The organism is Teretinema zuelzerae (genome assembly GCF_021021555.1).
Lineage (GTDB): Bacteria > Spirochaetota > Spirochaetia > Treponematales > Treponemataceae > Teretinema > Teretinema zuelzerae.
In genome coordinates, this window is the sequence record NZ_JAINWA010000003.1 from 1,104,161 (window position 1) to 1,121,002 (window position 16,842).

Consider the following 16,842-nt stretch of genomic DNA (forward strand, 5'->3'; position numbering starts at 1 on the left):
GAAGAGGAAGGGGAGAATGCTAAAATCCTCCCCTTCGGTTAAACGGCTTGCGCTAAATCAGTCTTCCTGAACTTTAGAGTCGAGAGTTTTCGGAAGGATGAGGTTTAAGAGAATTCCGACGACGGTAGCGAGGGCTACTCCGGCGAGCTGGAACTGGAGACCCTGTCCGATCGGGAAGGCGAGCTTTCCGCCGCCGATTCCGATCACCAGGATGACGGAGGTGATGGTCAGATTGCGTTTGCACTTGAAATCCACTCCGCTTTCCGCGATGGTGCGCAATCCGCTGGAAGCGATGATGCCGAACAGCAGCATGGAGATGCCGCCCATGACGGGGGTCGGGATGGTCTGGATGACGGCGCCCACCTTGGTTACCAGGGAAAGCAGAACCGCGACGACGGCTGCTCCGCCGATGACCCAGACAGAATAGACGCGGGTGATCGCCATGACGCCGATGTTTTCGCCGTAGGTGGTGTTAGGCGGTCCGCCCCAGAAAGCTGCCCAGGCGGTCGCGAGGCCGTCTCCCAGGAGGGTGCGGTGCAAGCCGGGCTTCTTGTAAAAATCCGCTCCGACGACGCGGCTGGTCACCATGATGTCGCCGAGATGTTCGCAGATAGTGGCGAGCGACACGATGATGAAGGTAAGCGAGGCCATCGCATTGAATTTCGGCATCTGGAAGGTCGGAAGGCTGAACCAGGCGGCCTTCGCCACTACGTCGAAATTGATCAGGTGATAGGCCGGAAAGAAGGCGCCCATGACGAGGGTGAAAAGATAGCCGGCGACGAGGCCGAGAAGGATGGGAATTACGTTGAAAAAGCCCTTGAAGAAGATGTTCGCGACAATCGCGACGGCAAGGGTGAAGCCCGCGATGGAGAAATGAACCAGGCTGTAGTTTCCCGCGCTGTCGTTCATGGCCATGCCCATGGCGGTGGGCGCGAGGTTGAGTCCGATGACGATGATGACGGAACCGATGACGACCGGCGGCATGACCCGGTCGAGCCAGGAGGTTCCGGTCAGCTTGATGATCCCCGCGACGACGGCGTAGAACAGGCCCGCCACTACGGCGCCGCCGAGGGCGTAGGCTCCGCCGAAGGCCGCGGTAATCGTGATGATCGGGGTGATGAATGCGAAGGACGAACCAAGGAAGGCCGGTACCTGGGCGCCGGTGATCAAAATGTACAAAAGCGTTCCCGAGCCGGCGGCGAACAGGGCCGCCGAGGGACTGAGACCGGTGAGCATGGGAACGAGAACCGTAGCTCCGAACATGGCGAATACGTGCTGAAAGCTCAGCGGTATCCATTTCTTCAGCGGGGGCCGTTCATTGACCCCGATAATCTGGTGTGACATCTGTTAATCCTCCGCCGGGCAGGATAGCATGAAGAAAGACGGCGACACAAGAATAAAAAAGCGTCAGGAGGCGCGCGGCTGGGGCGCTTCGGGATTCGGCTCGGGAGGAGACTCCAGAAAGCGGAGAACCATGACTATTTTTCGCAACGCTTCCGGCAGGGCTTCCCTCAGAGGGCGCCTGAAATCCGGAGACTCCGGGGAAAGGGCGACGACCCGGCCGGATATGTCGGTCATCTGCGGAGGAACGGCGCCGAAGCGTTCGAGAAGCTCCGCCGCGGAGTACTGTTTTCGGAGTGACGCTCCGCCGTCGCGGGCTTCAAGGGGAAGGAACTTGCAGGGCTTCCAGCGGGCGAGGCCGTCTTTTCCGCGATCCCCGGTATAGCCGAAAAGCCGGCAGATCAGGTTTCGGCCGCCGTAGACCGTACAGTGATAGGGAGTCGCAGGGTCGAAGAACATGCAGCCGCGCTCGGGATCGGAGCGGGGAGACCGGAAGGCGTCTTCCAGTATCGAAAAGGCGCGTTCCCTTTGATGATGGAGCATCCATACGGCAAGGTAGAGCGCCTCGCTTTCGAGCACGTCCGGTTCGAAATCGACGCAGCATTGTCCGCAGCCGTCCGCGCACGAGAACGGCGAGACTTTTTTCCATTCGCGCTGCTGCGAATCTATCTCAGCGTAGACGGCATCCAGTCCGTTTACGATTTCCCAAATGCGCGTGCCTTCAAAAACATCAGCCTCGATCATGAGTGTCTCCAGGAGCAGGATGATACACGAAGCGAAGGATTCGTTTCAATCGAGGAAGGCCCCGCAACGGAAGAAAAACGGCTTGCCTGACGAGGGGGTAAACCGGTATAGTGAAGCCGCATTGTGGTGTACACTAAATGGAGGTAACTACATGAAAAAGTCGACAGCTATCGTTGCTGGTCTCGCGTCGCTTCTTCTCATCGCCGCCGGATTTACCGGCTGCGCGAAAAAAGAAAGCGGCAAACTCGTCCTCGGCACGTCCGCGGATTATCCCCCCTATGAATTTCACGCGCAAATCGACGGGAAAGACACGATCGTAGGATTCGACGTGGAAATCGCCAAGGAAATCGCGAAAGACCTCGGTCTCGAGCTCGAGATCAAGGATATGGATTTCGACGGCCTCCTTGCGGCCCTCGCGACCGGCAACGTTGATCTCGTCATCGCCGGCATGACTCCGACCGAAGAACGCAAGCAGAACGTCGACTTCTCGGAAATCTACTACTACGCCGAGCACGGCGTGATTATCCGCAAAGCGGACGCCGAGAAATACGGAACGGCGATGAACTCGCTTGAAAACGTCATGATCGGAGCGCAACGGGGCGCCATCCAGGTCGGTCTCGCGAAAACATACCTCAAGGGCGTTCCCGCCGAAGAAGCCGAAGCTCCCCACGCTCAGATCAAGGAATTGGGAAAGCTTCCCGACCTCGTCATGGAATTGAAGAACTCCAAGATCGAAGCGGTCGTCGCCGAGCTTCCCGTGGCAAAGGCCTATCTCGGAGCGAATTCCGACCTCATGCTCGCGTCCTACACCATCGTCGACGACGCGGGCGGCTCAGCCGTCGCCGTGAAGAAAGGAAACGCGAAGATTCTCGAATCCGTCAACAAGACGGTAGCCCGCCTCGTTTCCGAAGGCAAGATCGAAGCCTTCGTCGCCCAAGCGAGCGAGATGGTCGAGTACTGATAGACCGAATCGTCCGTTTCGGATGACAGGCCCTCGTTCCGCCGAACAGCGTCGGAACGAGGGCTTTTTTTTATTCCCGGAAATTTGTATCGAAGGAGCGCGCATCCTATACTGTTAATGATACCAGACACAGAGGAGCTTTTCATGAAAAAGATTTCCCGGTTTATCACAGCGGTCAATACGTCGATTTTTTCTGCGGTTATCGCTGTATTCACCCTGATCGTCGCAGTAAACACCGTGTCCATCATCCAGAAAGACTATGAAGCGATGTCCGAGGAATGGGCGGTCGCCTGGGGAAACAGGATAGACGGCCTGTTCCAGGAACGCATCGCCTTCATCAAGAGTTTTCAGAGTTATATAGAAGCGAACATTACGGAAGAGATTCTCGCGGACGAAGACCGACTCGCGGCAGAATTTAAAAATTACGACCGCCTTACGATTCCCGTTATGAAGCAGGAAAATTTTCTGGACCTGTACGTCTGGTTCGCGCCGGAGGTCACCGGCAATGTTCAGCAATACGCCATTCAAAACTACAAGCTCGACGGCGAACTGTCATGGACGACTAATTCTCGCTACGCGAGGGCGGATATGAGCGGAGGCGCATGGGCCTGGTACACCGACGCCGAAAAGAACGGAATGACGATCACCGAGCCCTATGAATGGGAGGGCTTCGAAGATCTCATCGTTTCGATTTGCCTCGACGTGAGGCTGAACGGGAAGCATATCGGGGTTGTCGGCTCGGACATGTTCATCGGAGAGTTCCAGAACGATTTCTACGCCGAAAAAATCCTTGAGACCGGATATTTCGCCATCATGGACGACAACGGCAAGCTGATCTTTCATCCCGAACTCGCCGGGCAGAATATATCGGAGCTCTTCGGCGCGAACAGCGAAGCCGTTCTATCACGGATAAACGGATCTGAAACAGGCAAGGGAATACTCACGCTCCGCGACGGACTGAATACGAGGCTCGTCGGCTACACGACCCTCGTCAACGGCTGGAGGCTGATCGCCGTCCCCACCCTTTCGGAGATTTACGCGCCCATGTACCGCTTTATCATGGTTCTGATACTCATCGCGATCGCGGGAATCATCCTGCTTGCGCTGCTGTCCATTCTCGCCGGAAGATCGATATCGCGGCCGGTCGCCGCCATCGCCGAGGTGCAGCAAGAAATCGCCGGCGGAAATCTGGGAGTCAAAATAGAGCAGAAATACAGCGACCGCGAAGACGAGCTGGGCGTTCTGGCCAGGGCGAGCAGCAGCATGATAGAAAATATTACGCGAATCATTGAAAACACCCGGGATTCCTCCGCCGTTGTTCTGGCAAGCTCCAACGAAATAACCGGAGCCTCCCTGCAGCTCAGCTCGGGCGCGTCCGAACAGGCCGCTTCGATGGAGGAGGTCTCGAGCTCGATGGAGCAGATGGCCTCGAACATACGGCAGAATTCCGAAGGCGCCGAGGAGACCTACCGCATCGCGAAGGAAACGGCAGTCGAAGCCGGACGCGGCGGAGAGATGGTTGACAAATCGGTGAGCGCGATACGCCAGATTGCGGATAAAATTTCGGTTATAGAGGAAATATCGCGGAGCACGAACATGCTCGCGCTGAACGCGGCGATCGAGGCCGCGCGCGCCGGCGACGTAGGCAAGGGATTCGCCGTAGTCGCGAGCGAGGTCCGCAAGCTAGCGGAGCGCAGCCAGGAAGCCGCGGCGGAAATCAACGAGCTTTCAAACGAAACCGTGAAGACCGCCGAGGAAACCCTCGTAATAATTCAATCGATCGTACCGAAGATTTCCCAGACGAGCGAAATGCTGCAGGAAATATCCTCGGCGAGCCATGAACAGAGCATCGGCGCCGAGCAGATCAATCAGGCGCTCAGCCAGCTCGACAAGGTCGTACAGCAGAACGCCGCATCGAGCGAAGAGCTTTCCGCCACTGCCCAGTCGCTGACCTCGAGGGCGGAAAACCTTCAGGAAACCATTTCGTACTTCAGGGCCGACGGCGCTCTCGCGCTCGATGAGCCGGATTAAGGCAGCGAGGTCTCTCCCATAAGGAAGAGATCTATCGACCGGGCAGCGGCGCGGCCCTCGTTGATCGCCCACACGACCAGAGACTGGCCGCGGCGGGCGTCACCGGCCGCGAACACTTTGTCGGTTGCGGTAGAAAAGGCTCCGTACGCGGCGGCGGCGTTTCCCCGGTTGTCGCGGGCGACTCCCAGAGACTCGAGCAGCTTTTCCTCGGGGCCGACGAAGCCAAGCGCGAGGAATACGAGATCGGCTTCGAAATATTCTTCGGAACCGGGAACTTCCTGCATAACGAATTGGCCGGCTTCGTTCTTTTTCCACTCAACCCTGACGGTTTTTATTCCCTTCACGTTGCCGTTTCCGTCGTCCACGAATTCCTTCGTGGAAATGCAATACTCGCGGGGGTCTTTTCCGAAGGCGTATTCCGCCTCGGCGTGTCCGTAATCGATCTTCAGCGTACGAGGGAAGGTCGGCCAGGGCATCTCGGGAGTGCGGCTCGCGGGAGGCTTCGGCAACAGCTCGAAATTGACGACGCCTGAACACCCCTGGCGGATGGCGGTTCCCAGGCAATCGTTGCCCGTATCACCGCCGCCTATCACCACGACTTTTTTACCCCTGGCGTCGATGGCCGGCCGGGCCGACGATCCGGAAAGAAGATTTTCGGTGGAACCCTTGAGGTAGTCCATCGCGAAATGCACTCCGGAAAGGGAGCGGCCGGGAACGGAAAGATCGCGGGGCTTGGTCGAGCCGGTCGCTATCAGAACCGCGTCGAATTCCTTCATGAGGGATTCGGCGGAAACGTCCACCCCGACCTCAATCGATGTCTTGAAGACGACGCCCTCGTCCTTCATCACTTGTACGCGGCCGAGCACCAGATCCTTGTCGAGCTTCATGTTCGGGATGCCGTACATCAGCAGGCCGCCGGGACGGTCGGCTCGTTCGAAAACGACGACCGAGTGGCCGGCGCAGTTGAGCTGATCGGCGGCGGAAAGGCCTGCCGGACCGGAGCCGACTACCGCGACCTTTTTCCCGGTGCGGAACTTCGGCGGCATGGGCTTGATCCAGCCCTTTTCGCGCGCGTTGTCGACTATCCAGCACTCGTTGTCCTTGATGGTCACGGGATCGGAACCGATGCCGAGGACGCAGGCGCCCTCGCAGGGAGCCGGACATACGCGGCCGGTGAATTCCGGAAAATTATTCGTCTTGCGAAGGCGGTGCCAGGCTTCCTCTTCGCGTCCGCGGAACACCAGATCGTTCCACTCGGGGATGAGGTTGCTGATAGGGCATCCGTAGCTCGACTGGCAGAAGGGCACGCCGCAATCCATGCAGCGGGCGCCCTGCTCTTCGCGTTCGCTTCTCTCAAGCGGCAGGACGAATTCCTTGAAATCCAGAGAGCGGACCTCGCTCGGCCGCCAGGGAGTCTTGTGCCTGCCATACTCCAAAAAACCGGTTACCTTACCCATTCACAGCCTCCTTGCCGGCAACGTTCGCCTGAGCGAGCACTTTTTTGTAGTCGTGCGGAATGACCCGTACGAAAGATTTCTTCATTGTTTCCCATCCGCCGAGAACGGACGCCGCGACTCCGGATCCGGTCGCCTCCCTATGGCGGGAAATCAGATCCTTGAGCTCGGCCCAGTCTTCCGCGGCGGGCTCTTCCAGAGACACCATGCCGGTGTTGCATCTGTCGCGGAAGGTTCCGTCCGAATCGAGAACCCAGGCGATTCCGCCGGACATTCCCGCGGCGAAATTGCGTCCGGTTTTTCCGAGGACGACGGCTCGTCCGCCGGTCATGTATTCGCAGCCGTGGTCTCCGACGCCCTCGACGACGACCCGCGCGCCCGAGTTTCTGACGCAGAACCGCTCCGCCGCGATGCCCCGGATGAAGCCTTCTCCCGAAGTGGCGCCGTAGAAAGCGACGTTTCCTACGATGATGTTCTCCGACGGCTCGAAGGGAGACGCTTCAGGAGGAGCGATCACGAGGGTTCCTCCGCACAGGCCCTTGCCGACGAAGTCGTTCGCGTCGCCGACGAGATTGAAGGCTATTCCCGAGGAGAGCCAGGCGCCGAAGCTCTGGCCCGCGGAACCGCGGAAGTTCACCCTGACGGAACCTTCCGGAAGGCCGCGGTTTCCGTTCTTCTTGGCGACGGTGTGGCTCAGCATGGTGCCGACTGCGCGGTCCGTATTGCACACCGCCGAATCGACGACGACAGACGTGCTCGATCCTTCGATTACGGCGGAGCATTTCTTGATAAGTTCGCGGTCGAGTACTGAATCGATGCCGTGGTTCTGTTCGATGGTCTTCCGCACGGGGGCGGAAGGATCTGCTCCGACGATCGGCGCGAGAAGGGCGTCGAGCGTAATGCCGGCGGACTTCCAGGTGCGCACCGACCGGTCCTCTTCCAGAAGATCGACCCTGCCCACCAGTTCGTTCCAGGAGCGCACACCGATGGAGGCCATTACGGCGCGCATATCCTGAGCCACGTACCGGAAGAAGTTTTCGATGTACTCGGGCTTTCCGGTGAACATTCCGCGGAGCCGGGGATCCTGGGTCGCGATTCCGACGGGACAGGTGTTTTTATGGCACTTGCGCATCATGACGCAGCCGAGGGTGATAAGGGGCGCAGTCGAAAAGCCGCACTCCTCGGCGCCGAGAATCGCCGCGATAACGGCGTCCCGCCCGGTCTTGAGCTGGCCGTCCGTCTGCAGGGTGACGCGGGAGCGCAGTCCGTTGAGCACGAGGGTTTGGTGCGTCTCGGCGATTCCCAGCTCCCAGGGCAGGCCCGCGTTGCGGACGCCGGTGAGCGGAGACGCTCCGGTTCCGCCGTCGTGGCCGGAGACCAGAATGTGGTCGGCATGGCCCTTCGCGACGCCGGCGGCGATGGTTCCCACTCCGACTTCCGATACGAGCTTTACGGAAATGCGGGCGCCCGGATTGGCGTTCTTCAGATCGAAAATCAGTTCCGCAAGATCTTCGATGGAATAAATATCATGATGAGGGGGCGGGCTGATGAGTCCGACTCCCGGAGTCGAACCGCGGGTCCTGGCGATCGCGGGGTCGACCTTGTGGCCGGGCAGCTCTCCGCCTTCTCCGGGCTTCGCGCCCTGGGCCATCTTTATCTGTATTTCGTCCGAGTTCGTCAAATACTCGATCGTGACGCCGAATCGGCCGGACGCGACCTGCTTGATCGCGCTCCGCTTCGAGTCTCCGTTCGCAAGAGGCTGGAAGCGTTCGCGGTCTTCGCCGCCCTCGCCGGTATTGCTCTTTCCGCCGAGGCGGTTCATCGCGATCGCGAGCGTCTCGTGCGCTTCCTTGGAAATCGAGCCGTAGCTCATCGCTCCGGTAACGAAGCGCTTCACGATGGACTCGACGCTTTCAACTTCGTCGATTGAAACAGGAACAATGGGCTCGCCGCGGGCGTTCTTGCCTTCGCGGAATTTCAGGAGACCGCGGATGGTCGCCTGCTCGGCCGAACGGGCGTTCTGCCTGGCGGAGAACCTCGCCCACGCGGCGGGATCTCCGCTGCGGCAGGCCTGCTGGAGGTCAGCGATCGACTCGGCGTCCCACATGTGTTTTTCTCCGCCCGAGCGGACATGGATGTCGCCGGCGCTGCGGTACTCGTCGTAGGGGCGCGATTCCCGGGCGGGCCACGCGTCCAGATGGCGCTCGAGGGCCTCGCGGGAAAGCTCGGCGAAGCCGGCTCCCCCGATCCTGCTGGCTGATCCGGCGAAGCAGCGGTTCATGACCTCTTCTGCCAGGCCGACTGCCTCGAAAATCTGGGCGCCCTTATAGGATTCAAGCGTCGAGATGCCCATCTTTCCGAACACCTTCCGCATGCCCTTGGCGACGGCCTTGATGTATCGGCCTTCGATCTCGCCGGCGGGGACGGGCTCGGACCAGGATTTGCGGGCGTCGATCTGACGGAAGGCCTCGAATGCGAGCCAGGGGTTTACCGCGTCGCAGCCGAAGCCGACCAGGGCGCAGAACTGATGTATTTCGCGCGGTTCGGCGGACTCGAGCACGATGCCGATCCGGGTGCGCGAGGATTCCCGTACCAGATGCTGATGGACGGCTCCCACCGCGAGCAGGGCGGGGACGGCGAGGCGCGCAGAGGATACGGAGCGGTCCGAAAGAACGACGAGGCGGCAGCCCTCCGCGATGGCGGCGATTGTTTCGTCCTCGATGCGCGAAAGGGCGGCTTTGAGCGCGGTTCCGGGAGCGGAAGAGGCGTCCTGAGAGGACGCGGCATGCTTCGCCTCGGCCGCCGCCGCTTCGACCGGATAGGTGATGTCGATGACGCGGGTTTTCCAGCCCGCTCCGCCTGTGTTCTTCAGCCGGGCGAGTTCGGAGTCAGTGAGTATCGGGTAATGGAGACGCAGTCGCCTGCAATGTTCCGGAGAAGGCTCCAGGAGATTTCCTTCCGGTCCGATGCAGGATTCGAGGCTCATGATCAAATCCTCGCGGATCGAGTCGATCGGGGGATTTGTAACCTGGGCGAAAAGCTCCTTGAAATAATCGGAGACGAGCTTCGGCCGCGACGAGAGAACCGCTAGCGGAGTATCGTTGCCCATCGAGCCGAGCGCTTCCTGCGATCCTTCGACCATGGGCTTGAGCAGCATTTCTACGGTTTCCAAACTGTACCCGAAAGCCCGCAGGAGCTTCAGATAGTCTTCTTCTGACGGCGACGGGGAAAGCCGCCCGGCGGGGAAGGATTCGAGGGCGAGCTCGTTGTTTTTCAACCATTCTCCGTAAGGATGGGCGGTCGCGATCTTGCCCTTGATTTCCTCGTCCCCGATAATCCGGCCTTCCTTGAAATCGACCAGAAACATCTTGCCGGGTTCGAGACGGGTTTTCTTCACGATGCGGGAGGGATCGATGTCCAGAACACCCACTTCGCTCGCCATGATGACCATATCGTCGTTCGTGATCCAGATGCGGCTCGGGCGCAGCCCGTTGCGGTCGAGCACCGCGCCGATCCATTCGCCGTCGGTGAAGGAAATGGAAGCGGGACCGTCCCAGGGTTCCATCATCGAGCTTGAATAACGGTAGAAATCGCGCTTGGAAGAATCCATGTCGGCATGGTTTTCCCAGGCTTCCGGAATCATCATCATGACGGCTTCCGGAAGGCTTCTGCCGCCGAGGAGGAGAAGCTCGAGAACGTTGTCGAAATTGCCCGAGTCCGAGAGATCGGGTTCGGTCACCGGAAAGGCCTTCGCGAGATCGGGACCGAACAGGGGGCTGGACAGCATTCCCTGGCGGGAAATCATTTTGTTGACGTTCCCCCGAAGCGTGTTGATTTCTCCGTTGTGGGCCATGTAGCGCAGCGGCTGCGCCCGGTCCCAGGAGGGGAAGGTGTTCGTGGAGAAGCGCGAGTGAACCATCGCGAGATGGGACACGTAGTCGGGATCCGAAAGATCGGGAAAATAGGGAACGAGCTGGTCTGGGGAAAGCATTCCCTTATAGACCATGACCCGGCAGGACAGGCTGCAAATATAGAAATGGCTGTCGGGGTCCTTGTCGGTTCCGCGCAAAAGATGGGTCGCCTGTTTTCTGACGACGAAAAGCTTGCGGTCGAAGGCCTCCGGATCGGGGGCAGCGGCGGGATCGGCGCCGGCGAAGAGCATCTCCATGACCGGTTCGCTCGCGAGGGCGGAAGGACCGAGCCCGGCGTTGTTCACGGGAACGCGGCGCCAGCCCAGGAGCGAAAGCCCGGCTTCGGAGAGAAGAGCCGAGATGGACGCCTTGCAATCGGCGCGAAGCGTTTCGTCGACGGGAAGAAATACGATCCCGGAAGCGTAGCGGCCTTCCGGAGGAAGGGAGAAACCTGATTTTTCAGCGGCTTTTCTCAAGAACAGATCGGGAAGAGCGGTGAGCATGCCCGCGCCGTCGCCGGTGTTTTCCTCGGCTCCGCGCGCTCCGCGATGATCCATCCGGCAGAGCACCTTGGCGGCGTCTTCTATAATTGAATGGGTACGCTTTCCCTTGATATGGGCAATGAATCCGACACCGCAATTTTCTTTTTCGCAAGCAGGATCATACAGACCGCACTTTCCGGGACGTTTCACAAAAGGCATCTTTGTCTCCTCTTAAACTGGTACCCGGAATTCCCGGGAATACTTCGACCAACCCTGGAGAAAGAACGCCTTTGCTCTTTCGAAGGACAGTTACAGCTATTGAAATGTGTACCAAAACAAGGCAGTATGTCCAGAGGAAAAAACGTCAATTTACCGAATTTAATGAATAATTATGCATCTTATGCATTTTTTTACGTATAAATAGTCAAAAATCCAGCTGATCGACTCAATAACAAAAGCCCCTGTGCAGGAAGAAAAAAACCGTCTATAATCCACGTTTATGAAATTCACGTTTCTCACGAAGTACTGGTCGTACTATCTCATCGGAGCGAAAAACACCATCCTGCTCGCGTTTCTCGCGGTTATTTTCGGAGTCATGATCGGGTTGATCCTCGCGGTATTCAGGGTCGGAAAGAACCGGCCCCTGCGGTTTCTGGGAACAGCCTACGTCGAGTTCATCCGGGGGACGCCCCTCCTTGTCCAGCTGTTCATCGTCTATTACGGACTTCAGGCTATCGGAATCCGTTTTCCGGACAGCCCCTTCATGAACCGCCTTCTGGGCATCAATTTCGCGGATTTCATGGCCGGAGTCATCACCATGGGCATCAACTCGGGCGCCTATGTATGCGAAATTTTCCGTTCAGGGATTCAATCAGTCGACAAGGGACAAAGCGAGGCGGCCCGCTCGCTGGGGATGTCGTACGCGAAGACGCTGCGACACATCGTCATACCGCAGGCGGTCAGGAACGTCCTGCCGACCCTCGGAAACGAGTTCGTCGTCGTTATAAAAGAATCGTCGATAGTTTCGGTGATCGGAATCGCGGAGCTCATGTACAAGGCGAACACCGTGAGGGGAAACACCTTCCAGCCATTCGAGCCCCTGCTGATCGCGGCCCTCGTATACTTCCTCCTCACCTTCCCGCTCTCGAAATTCCTCGCACGCGTCGAAAGGAGAATGCGCACCCATGATTAAAGTAGAAGCACTGCACAAGAATTTCGGCAAGCTCCACGTTCTCCGCGGCATAGACGAACATATCGAACAGGGAGAAGTCGTCGTAATAATCGGACCCTCGGGTTCCGGAAAAAGCACCTTCCTCCGCTGCCTCAACCTCCTGGAGGAGCCGACCGCCGGAAAAATCTGGTTCGACGGAGTCGAGATAACCGACAAAAACGAATGGAAGCGCGGAGGGCTCGACGCTCACCGCAGGGACATGGGGATGGTTTTCCAGCATTTCAATCTTTTTCCCCACATGAACGTGCTTGAAAACATAGTCCTGAGCCCGGTTAAGGTAAAGGGAGTTCCGCGGGCGGAAGCCGAAGAAACAGCGAAGGAGCTGCTTGAACAGGTCGGGCTGATGGACAAAATCCTCGCCCATCCGGCCCAGCTTTCAGGCGGGCAAAAGCAGCGCATCGCGATAGTGCGGGCCCTCGCCATGAGGCCCAAGGTCATGCTCTTCGACGAACCGACGAGCGCCCTCGATCCGGAGATGGTCGGGGAGGTTCTCTCCGTCATGAAAAATCTGGCGGGACAGGGGATGACGATGGCCGTTGTGACCCATGAAATGCGCTTCGCCCGGGAAGTCGGGTCGCGCATTCTGTTCATGGATGAAGGAATAATCAGGGAACAGGGTACGCCGGAGGAACTCTTCGGAAACCCGCAGCACGCCCGTACACGGGAATTCCTCGCGAAGGTGACCGGCTAAAGCGCATCGCGCCCTAGGACTGCCGATAGGCGGAGTCGAACCAGTAGCGGCCCATCAGACCCTGGTTGGCGATGTAAAAATCGGCGCGGGGCGCGAGCTCGGCCCGATCGATCTGCAAGACGGCGAACCCGGCGGACGAGCCGCCTCGGGGGCGGGCGGCGCTTCCGGGATTCAAGGCGGCGATCTTGCCGTATTCCTCGAAAAAAGGAACATGGGTGTGGCCGAATACCGCAACGTCGCAATCCAGGGCGCGCGCGGAATCCACGAGAATCTCGGGGCTCACGTCAACCGAATGGCGATGCCCGTGAACAAGCAGTATCGAAGAGCCGGCGACCCGAACAACCTGGCGGGAGGGAACCGGTATCGTCCGCCCCGGGGCTTCTTCGGGACTGGACTCGGGAAAGCCCGAAGGCAGGCCGACCCGATAGCTGTCGCCGTCGCCGTTTCCCGCGACGAAACAGACGAGAGGCGGAAGCGCATCCCTGAGCCGTTCGTTTTCGAGAACGTTTTCAACATATTCGGCGACATCCCACATGCCGTCTCCGGCAAAAAGCAGAACATCCGACTGCGGCCCGAATTCCCTGACGATAGCCTCGAAAACTCCGTAATGCCCGTGAGTATCCGAAATAATCATTACAGACGCCCGCTCCGCTGAGGCGATCCGCTCGGCATCCTCTTCCGACCCCAGATACCCTTTGGCAGTCAACGACAGTTCATTCATCCAGTCCGCCTCCCGGAAGCGCTTCCTCGGGAGCCTCGTCCGGCGCGGTTCCTCCGGAAACAGGCGCCGCGCCGCCGGCGGCATCGGCTATCCGCATGTCGAGAACGGCATGATTGAACGAGCGCAACCCTGAATCGGAATCGATCCAGGGCTCGAATCTCCATGACAGCGCGTATTTTTTCTTTCCCGACGCTTTTCTCGCGGCGAGGAGGCTTTCGGAAAGAATCGGGACAGGATTCGCTCCCGCGTCGAGTTTTTCGGCGGCGAGGGCTGCAGCGAGCAGGAGAAAGGAAATGTCGCTATCGGATAGCCCGGAGCCGGTTTCATCCGCAAGGATGGCTTTGTCGGCAAACTGGTCGACCACGAAGTCGGAAGAAGATTCGGCCGAAAGGGGGTCGTCTTCCGGAAGGAGCGACGCTATTCTGATTCCCGGCCGGGTATTCCGTATCCGCAATAGCTCTCTGAAAGTTCCTTCAGGACATCCCAGGGCAAGAACCGTCGAAACGCGCGAGTCGGAGGCTTCTGCGGCCAGGGCGGAAAGGCGAACCCGTCCTTCGACCTTGAAATCTTCGGGGTAGCGCATCACGCGCAGGCTTCCTCCGTCGGCTGAGCGCCCGTATTCGGCCGCAAGATCCGCGAGAATCTCCGGCCGCGCAGCCCAGGATTCGCCCATGGCAAGCAAGACGGCAGGACCGCCGGAAGGCCGCCTGAAACGCGGTTTCTCCGGGGTCTTCGACTGGGCTCCATCGCCTGAAAGAACGAGGTTCGACGGAGATTCGCCGCGCGGTACGCAGGATGAAAAAGAGACAAGCGCGATAGACAGCGCGAAAACGGCATAAACTGGAAATTTCTTCATGAATTATCATGATACTCCTTTCCCCGCGCGTTGAAAAGCGCGTTTTATTCTGATATTGTGCAATCATGCAGATAACAATCATCGTTTTCGAGATAATCGGCAGTCTGGGGCTTCTCCTCTACGGAATGAAGCTTATGAGCGACGGCATCCAGAAAAGCGCGGGAGAGGGCCTTCACCGGATCCTCAACTTCATGACCGGCAACCGTTTCATGGCGGTTCTGACCGGCCTCGGCATCACCGCGATCGTCCAGTCCTCGAGCGCGACGACGGTCATGACGGTTTCCTTCGTCAACGCGGGACTCCTCACGCTCACCCAGTCGATCGGCGTCATCTTCGGCGCTAATATCGGAACGACGATTACCGCGTGGATAGTTTCCCTCGTAGGATTCAAGTTCAAGCTGGCCCTCTTCGCCATCCCCGCGTTCGGCGTCGGATACTTCATCACCTTTTTCAAAAGACTTCACAGGGACGGTCTCGGCGAGGCGATCATGGGCTTCGGACTCCTGTTTCTCGGTCTCGACCTGCTTTCCAAGTCCATTCCGACCGTATCCGCCGACCAGCTCGAATTCGTAGCATTCTTCGCGGACAAGGGAACGCTGGGACTCGTTGCAGGCGTTATGGCGGGATTGCTCATTACGATCATCCTCCACTCGTCGTCGGCCGCCACCGCGGTCATCCTGACCATGGCCCACAACGGACTGCTCGACTGGCCCTTCGCAGCCGCGATGGTGCTCGGAAGCAATATCGGAACGACGATAGACGCTGTCCTCGCGGCGATAGGAACCAAGGTGAACGCCCGACGGGCAGCCGCGGTCCACGTGCTTTTCAACCTTACCGGCACGGTTCTGGCCATGATCTTCTTCAACCCCTTCCTCCGCCTTGTCGAATTCGTGGTTCCCGGCGGCATGGATCTTGAATCGATCACCGTGCACCTGGCAATGCTCCACACGGTATTCAATACAGTCAACACCCTGATCTTCCTGCCCTTCGTAAACCAGATCGCGCATCTCGTGGAATGGATCATCAAGCCGGGGGCCTTCGAACCGCCGCCCGCGTACAAACTGGAATTCCAGAGCGCGGGCATCAAGGAAAACGCAGAATCCTACGTATTCCGGGCCGAAAAGGAAATTCTCGAAATGTCCAGCTTGGTGCAGAAAATGGTAACCTGCATGAACAGCATCCTCGAGGACCGGTCGGCGGAGAATCTCTCACAGATCGTACCCCGGCTCGCCGTGCAGGAAGACTACGCCGACCAAATGCAGGAAGAACTGTCCCGCTTTCTGGTCAATACGTCCCACCTGCCGCTTTCCGAAAAAACGGTGCACAACGTGCGCCTGATGATACGAATGGTCGACGATCTCGAAAGCATGACCGACGAAATCTACGCCATCTCTATGCTGTTCCAGCGGAGCGTCGATAAAAAGATGAAATTCCGCGAAGAAGACATCAGCCTCCTGAAACCCTATATGGAACTTGCCGAACGCTTTATCCGCTTCGTCCACGAGCACCTCAACAAGCCGCTTTCCTCCGAACAGCTCGCACTGGCTCACGGAATGGAGGAGCAGATCGACATGTTCCGGAAAAACCTGAAAAAAATCGCGCGCAAGCGGCTTGAAGAAGGAGCGGACGTCAAGGCCGAACTCCTGTACATCGATATCGTGCGCTACGTAGAAAAGCTCGGAGACCACGCGTTCAGCATCTCCGAGGCGCTCGCTTCTACCAAATAATCCTACATTTTTTCGTCGCGGACGAGGGTTTCCTCGCCGTGACCCGGCAGCACGCGAGTGCTTGCCGGCAGGGAAAACAGCCGCTCGAGGCTCCGGGACAGCGAATCCATGCTGCCTCCCGGCCCGTCCGTCCGCCCGTATCCTCTGCGGAACAGCGTATCGCCCGATACCAGAATAGAAAACTCTTCATTATATAAGCACACAGAACCGGGCGAATGGCCGGGGGTATGAAGCACCTTCCATCCGCTCATCCCTGGAACCAAATCTCCGGGAAGGGCTTCGCCTTCCGACAGGAGAATGTCGGGCGCGGGCAAATCTCCGCCGTAGCGGGCGACCATCCATCCGCAACCAAGGGCCTCGAAGAAAGCGCGGTGCCGCTCATGAGCTCCCGGTCCCAGCCACTCCGAGTCGGCCGGATGAATCGCGACGGGAACGCCGGGCCACCTCCTCTTCAGGGCAGGAAGCGCCGACAAATGATCGAAATGTCCGTGCGTAAGAAAAAAAACCGAAGGTTCGGCGTTCAACGCGGACAGATGTGATATAATCGAGTCGGCATCGCCTCCCGGATCCACTACAACAGCGCGGCCTGAGCCGCAATCGATGAACCAGGCATTGACCCCAAGCGGGCCGACGACCTCTCGGGAAACGGATGTAACAGCATTCATGATTACAGATTATACACCGGAGGACAG

Annotated in this window: 12 protein-coding genes; 5 read left to right on the plus strand and 7 right to left on the minus strand. The window is 58.7% G+C overall.

Annotated elements, in window-relative coordinates; genetic code table 11:
• Positions 1-57: 57 nt before the first annotated feature.
• Both K7J14_RS12055 and K7J14_RS12060 read right to left on the minus strand, forming a co-directional pair.
• Positions 58-1,344 (minus strand): solute carrier family 23 protein, encoded by a 1,287-nt coding sequence (locus tag K7J14_RS12055; RefSeq protein ID WP_230756616.1) that lies wholly within the window; start codon positions 1,342-1,344, stop codon positions 58-60.
• A 63-nt stretch (positions 1,345-1,407) separates the two neighbouring features.
• On the minus strand, positions 1,408-2,085 hold the full coding sequence (locus tag K7J14_RS12060) for a YkgJ family cysteine cluster protein (RefSeq protein ID WP_230756618.1): 678 nt from the start codon (positions 2,083-2,085) through the stop codon (positions 1,408-1,410).
• A gap of 151 nt (positions 2,086-2,236) precedes the next feature.
• Here K7J14_RS12060 and K7J14_RS12065 point away from each other — a divergent pair, with 151 nt between their 5' ends.
• Positions 2,237-3,046 (plus strand): transporter substrate-binding domain-containing protein, encoded by an 810-nt coding sequence (locus K7J14_RS12065; RefSeq protein WP_230756622.1) that lies wholly within the window; start codon positions 2,237-2,239, stop codon positions 3,044-3,046.
• A 144-nt stretch (positions 3,047-3,190) separates the two neighbouring features.
• Entirely contained in the window at positions 3,191-5,077 is a 1,887-nt protein-coding gene (locus K7J14_RS12070; RefSeq protein WP_230756624.1) for a methyl-accepting chemotaxis protein, read from the plus strand.
• On the opposite strand, the gene K7J14_RS12075 is transcribed toward K7J14_RS12070, so the two are convergent.
• Together K7J14_RS12075 and gltB are read right to left on the minus strand one after the other, a co-directional pair.
• Positions 5,074-6,534: a glutamate synthase subunit beta gene (locus K7J14_RS12075; RefSeq protein WP_230756626.1), complete on the minus strand. Its 1,461-nt coding sequence runs from the start codon at positions 6,532-6,534 to the stop codon at positions 5,074-5,076. The genes K7J14_RS12070 and K7J14_RS12075 overlap by 4 nt on opposite strands.
• The gene (gene gltB, locus K7J14_RS12080) at positions 6,527-11,143 is read right to left on the minus strand and encodes a glutamate synthase large subunit (protein ID WP_230756628.1); all 4,617 of its coding nucleotides are present in this window, start codon (positions 11,141-11,143) and stop codon (positions 6,527-6,529) included. The genes K7J14_RS12075 and gltB overlap by 8 nt, the downstream gene beginning before the upstream one ends.
• A 280-nt stretch (positions 11,144-11,423) precedes the next feature.
• On the opposite strand from gltB, the gene K7J14_RS12085 reads away from it, so the two are divergent.
• The gene (locus K7J14_RS12085) at positions 11,424-12,116 is read left to right on the plus strand and encodes an amino acid ABC transporter permease (RefSeq protein WP_230756630.1); all 693 of its coding nucleotides are present in this window, start codon (positions 11,424-11,426) and stop codon (positions 12,114-12,116) included.
• Positions 12,109-12,846 carry an amino acid ABC transporter ATP-binding protein gene (locus K7J14_RS12090; protein WP_230756632.1) on the plus strand — a complete coding sequence of 246 codons (738 nt, stop codon included), beginning with the start codon at positions 12,109-12,111 and terminating at the stop codon, positions 12,844-12,846. The genes K7J14_RS12085 and K7J14_RS12090 overlap by 8 nt, the downstream gene beginning before the upstream one ends.
• Before the next feature lie 13 nt (positions 12,847-12,859).
• Here K7J14_RS12090 and K7J14_RS12095 read toward each other — a convergent pair whose 3' ends face one another.
• Positions 12,860-13,567, minus strand: coding sequence for a YfcE family phosphodiesterase (locus K7J14_RS12095; RefSeq protein ID WP_230756634.1), 708 nt, complete (start codon positions 13,565-13,567; stop codon positions 12,860-12,862).
• Positions 13,560-14,423 (minus strand): DUF3798 domain-containing protein, encoded by an 864-nt coding sequence (locus K7J14_RS12100; RefSeq protein ID WP_230756636.1) that lies wholly within the window; start codon positions 14,421-14,423, stop codon positions 13,560-13,562. The genes K7J14_RS12095 and K7J14_RS12100 overlap by 8 nt, the downstream gene beginning before the upstream one ends.
• A gap of 65 nt (positions 14,424-14,488) precedes the next feature.
• Here K7J14_RS12100 and K7J14_RS12105 point away from each other — a divergent pair, with 65 nt between their 5' ends.
• Complete coding sequence (locus K7J14_RS12105) at positions 14,489-16,150, plus strand: Na/Pi cotransporter family protein (RefSeq protein WP_230756639.1); 1,662 nt, start codon at positions 14,489-14,491, stop codon at positions 16,148-16,150.
• Positions 16,151-16,152: 2 nt separating this feature from the next.
• Here the strand turns inward: K7J14_RS12105 and K7J14_RS12110 are convergent, their stop codons facing one another.
• Entirely contained in the window at positions 16,153-16,815 is a 663-nt protein-coding gene (locus tag K7J14_RS12110; RefSeq protein WP_230756641.1) for an MBL fold metallo-hydrolase, read from the minus strand.
• Between the last annotated feature and the right edge of the window lie 27 nt (positions 16,816-16,842).

Bases quoted from the DNA above. Each gene is read 5' to 3' on its own strand.
- K7J14_RS12075 (WP_230756626.1), bottom strand. From the start codon at position 6,534: ATGGGTAAGGTAACCGGTTTTTTGGAGTATGGCAGGCACAAGACTCCC.
- K7J14_RS12070 (WP_230756624.1), top strand. From the start codon at position 3,191: ATGAAAAAGATTTCCCGGTTTATCACAGCGGTCAATACGTCGATTTTT.
- K7J14_RS12105 (WP_230756639.1), top strand. From the start codon at position 14,489: ATGCAGATAACAATCATCGTTTTCGAGATAATCGGCAGTCTGGGGCTT.
- K7J14_RS12095 (WP_230756634.1), bottom strand. From the start codon at position 13,567: ATGAATGAACTGTCGTTGACTGCCAAAGGGTATCTGGGGTCGGAAGAG.
- K7J14_RS12090 (WP_230756632.1), top strand. From the start codon at position 12,109: ATGATTAAAGTAGAAGCACTGCACAAGAATTTCGGCAAGCTCCACGTT.
- K7J14_RS12055 (WP_230756616.1), bottom strand. From the start codon at position 1,344: ATGTCACACCAGATTATCGGGGTCAATGAACGGCCCCCGCTGAAGAAA.
- K7J14_RS12085 (WP_230756630.1), top strand. From the start codon at position 11,424: ATGAAATTCACGTTTCTCACGAAGTACTGGTCGTACTATCTCATCGGA.
- K7J14_RS12110 (WP_230756641.1), bottom strand. From the start codon at position 16,815: ATGAATGCTGTTACATCCGTTTCCCGAGAGGTCGTCGGCCCGCTTGGG.
- gltB (WP_230756628.1), bottom strand. From the start codon at position 11,143: ATGCCTTTTGTGAAACGTCCCGGAAAGTGCGGTCTGTATGATCCTGCT.
- K7J14_RS12060 (WP_230756618.1), bottom strand. From the start codon at position 2,085: ATGATCGAGGCTGATGTTTTTGAAGGCACGCGCATTTGGGAAATCGTA.
- K7J14_RS12065 (WP_230756622.1), top strand. From the start codon at position 2,237: ATGAAAAAGTCGACAGCTATCGTTGCTGGTCTCGCGTCGCTTCTTCTC.
- K7J14_RS12100 (WP_230756636.1), bottom strand. From the start codon at position 14,423: ATGAAGAAATTTCCAGTTTATGCCGTTTTCGCGCTGTCTATCGCGCTT.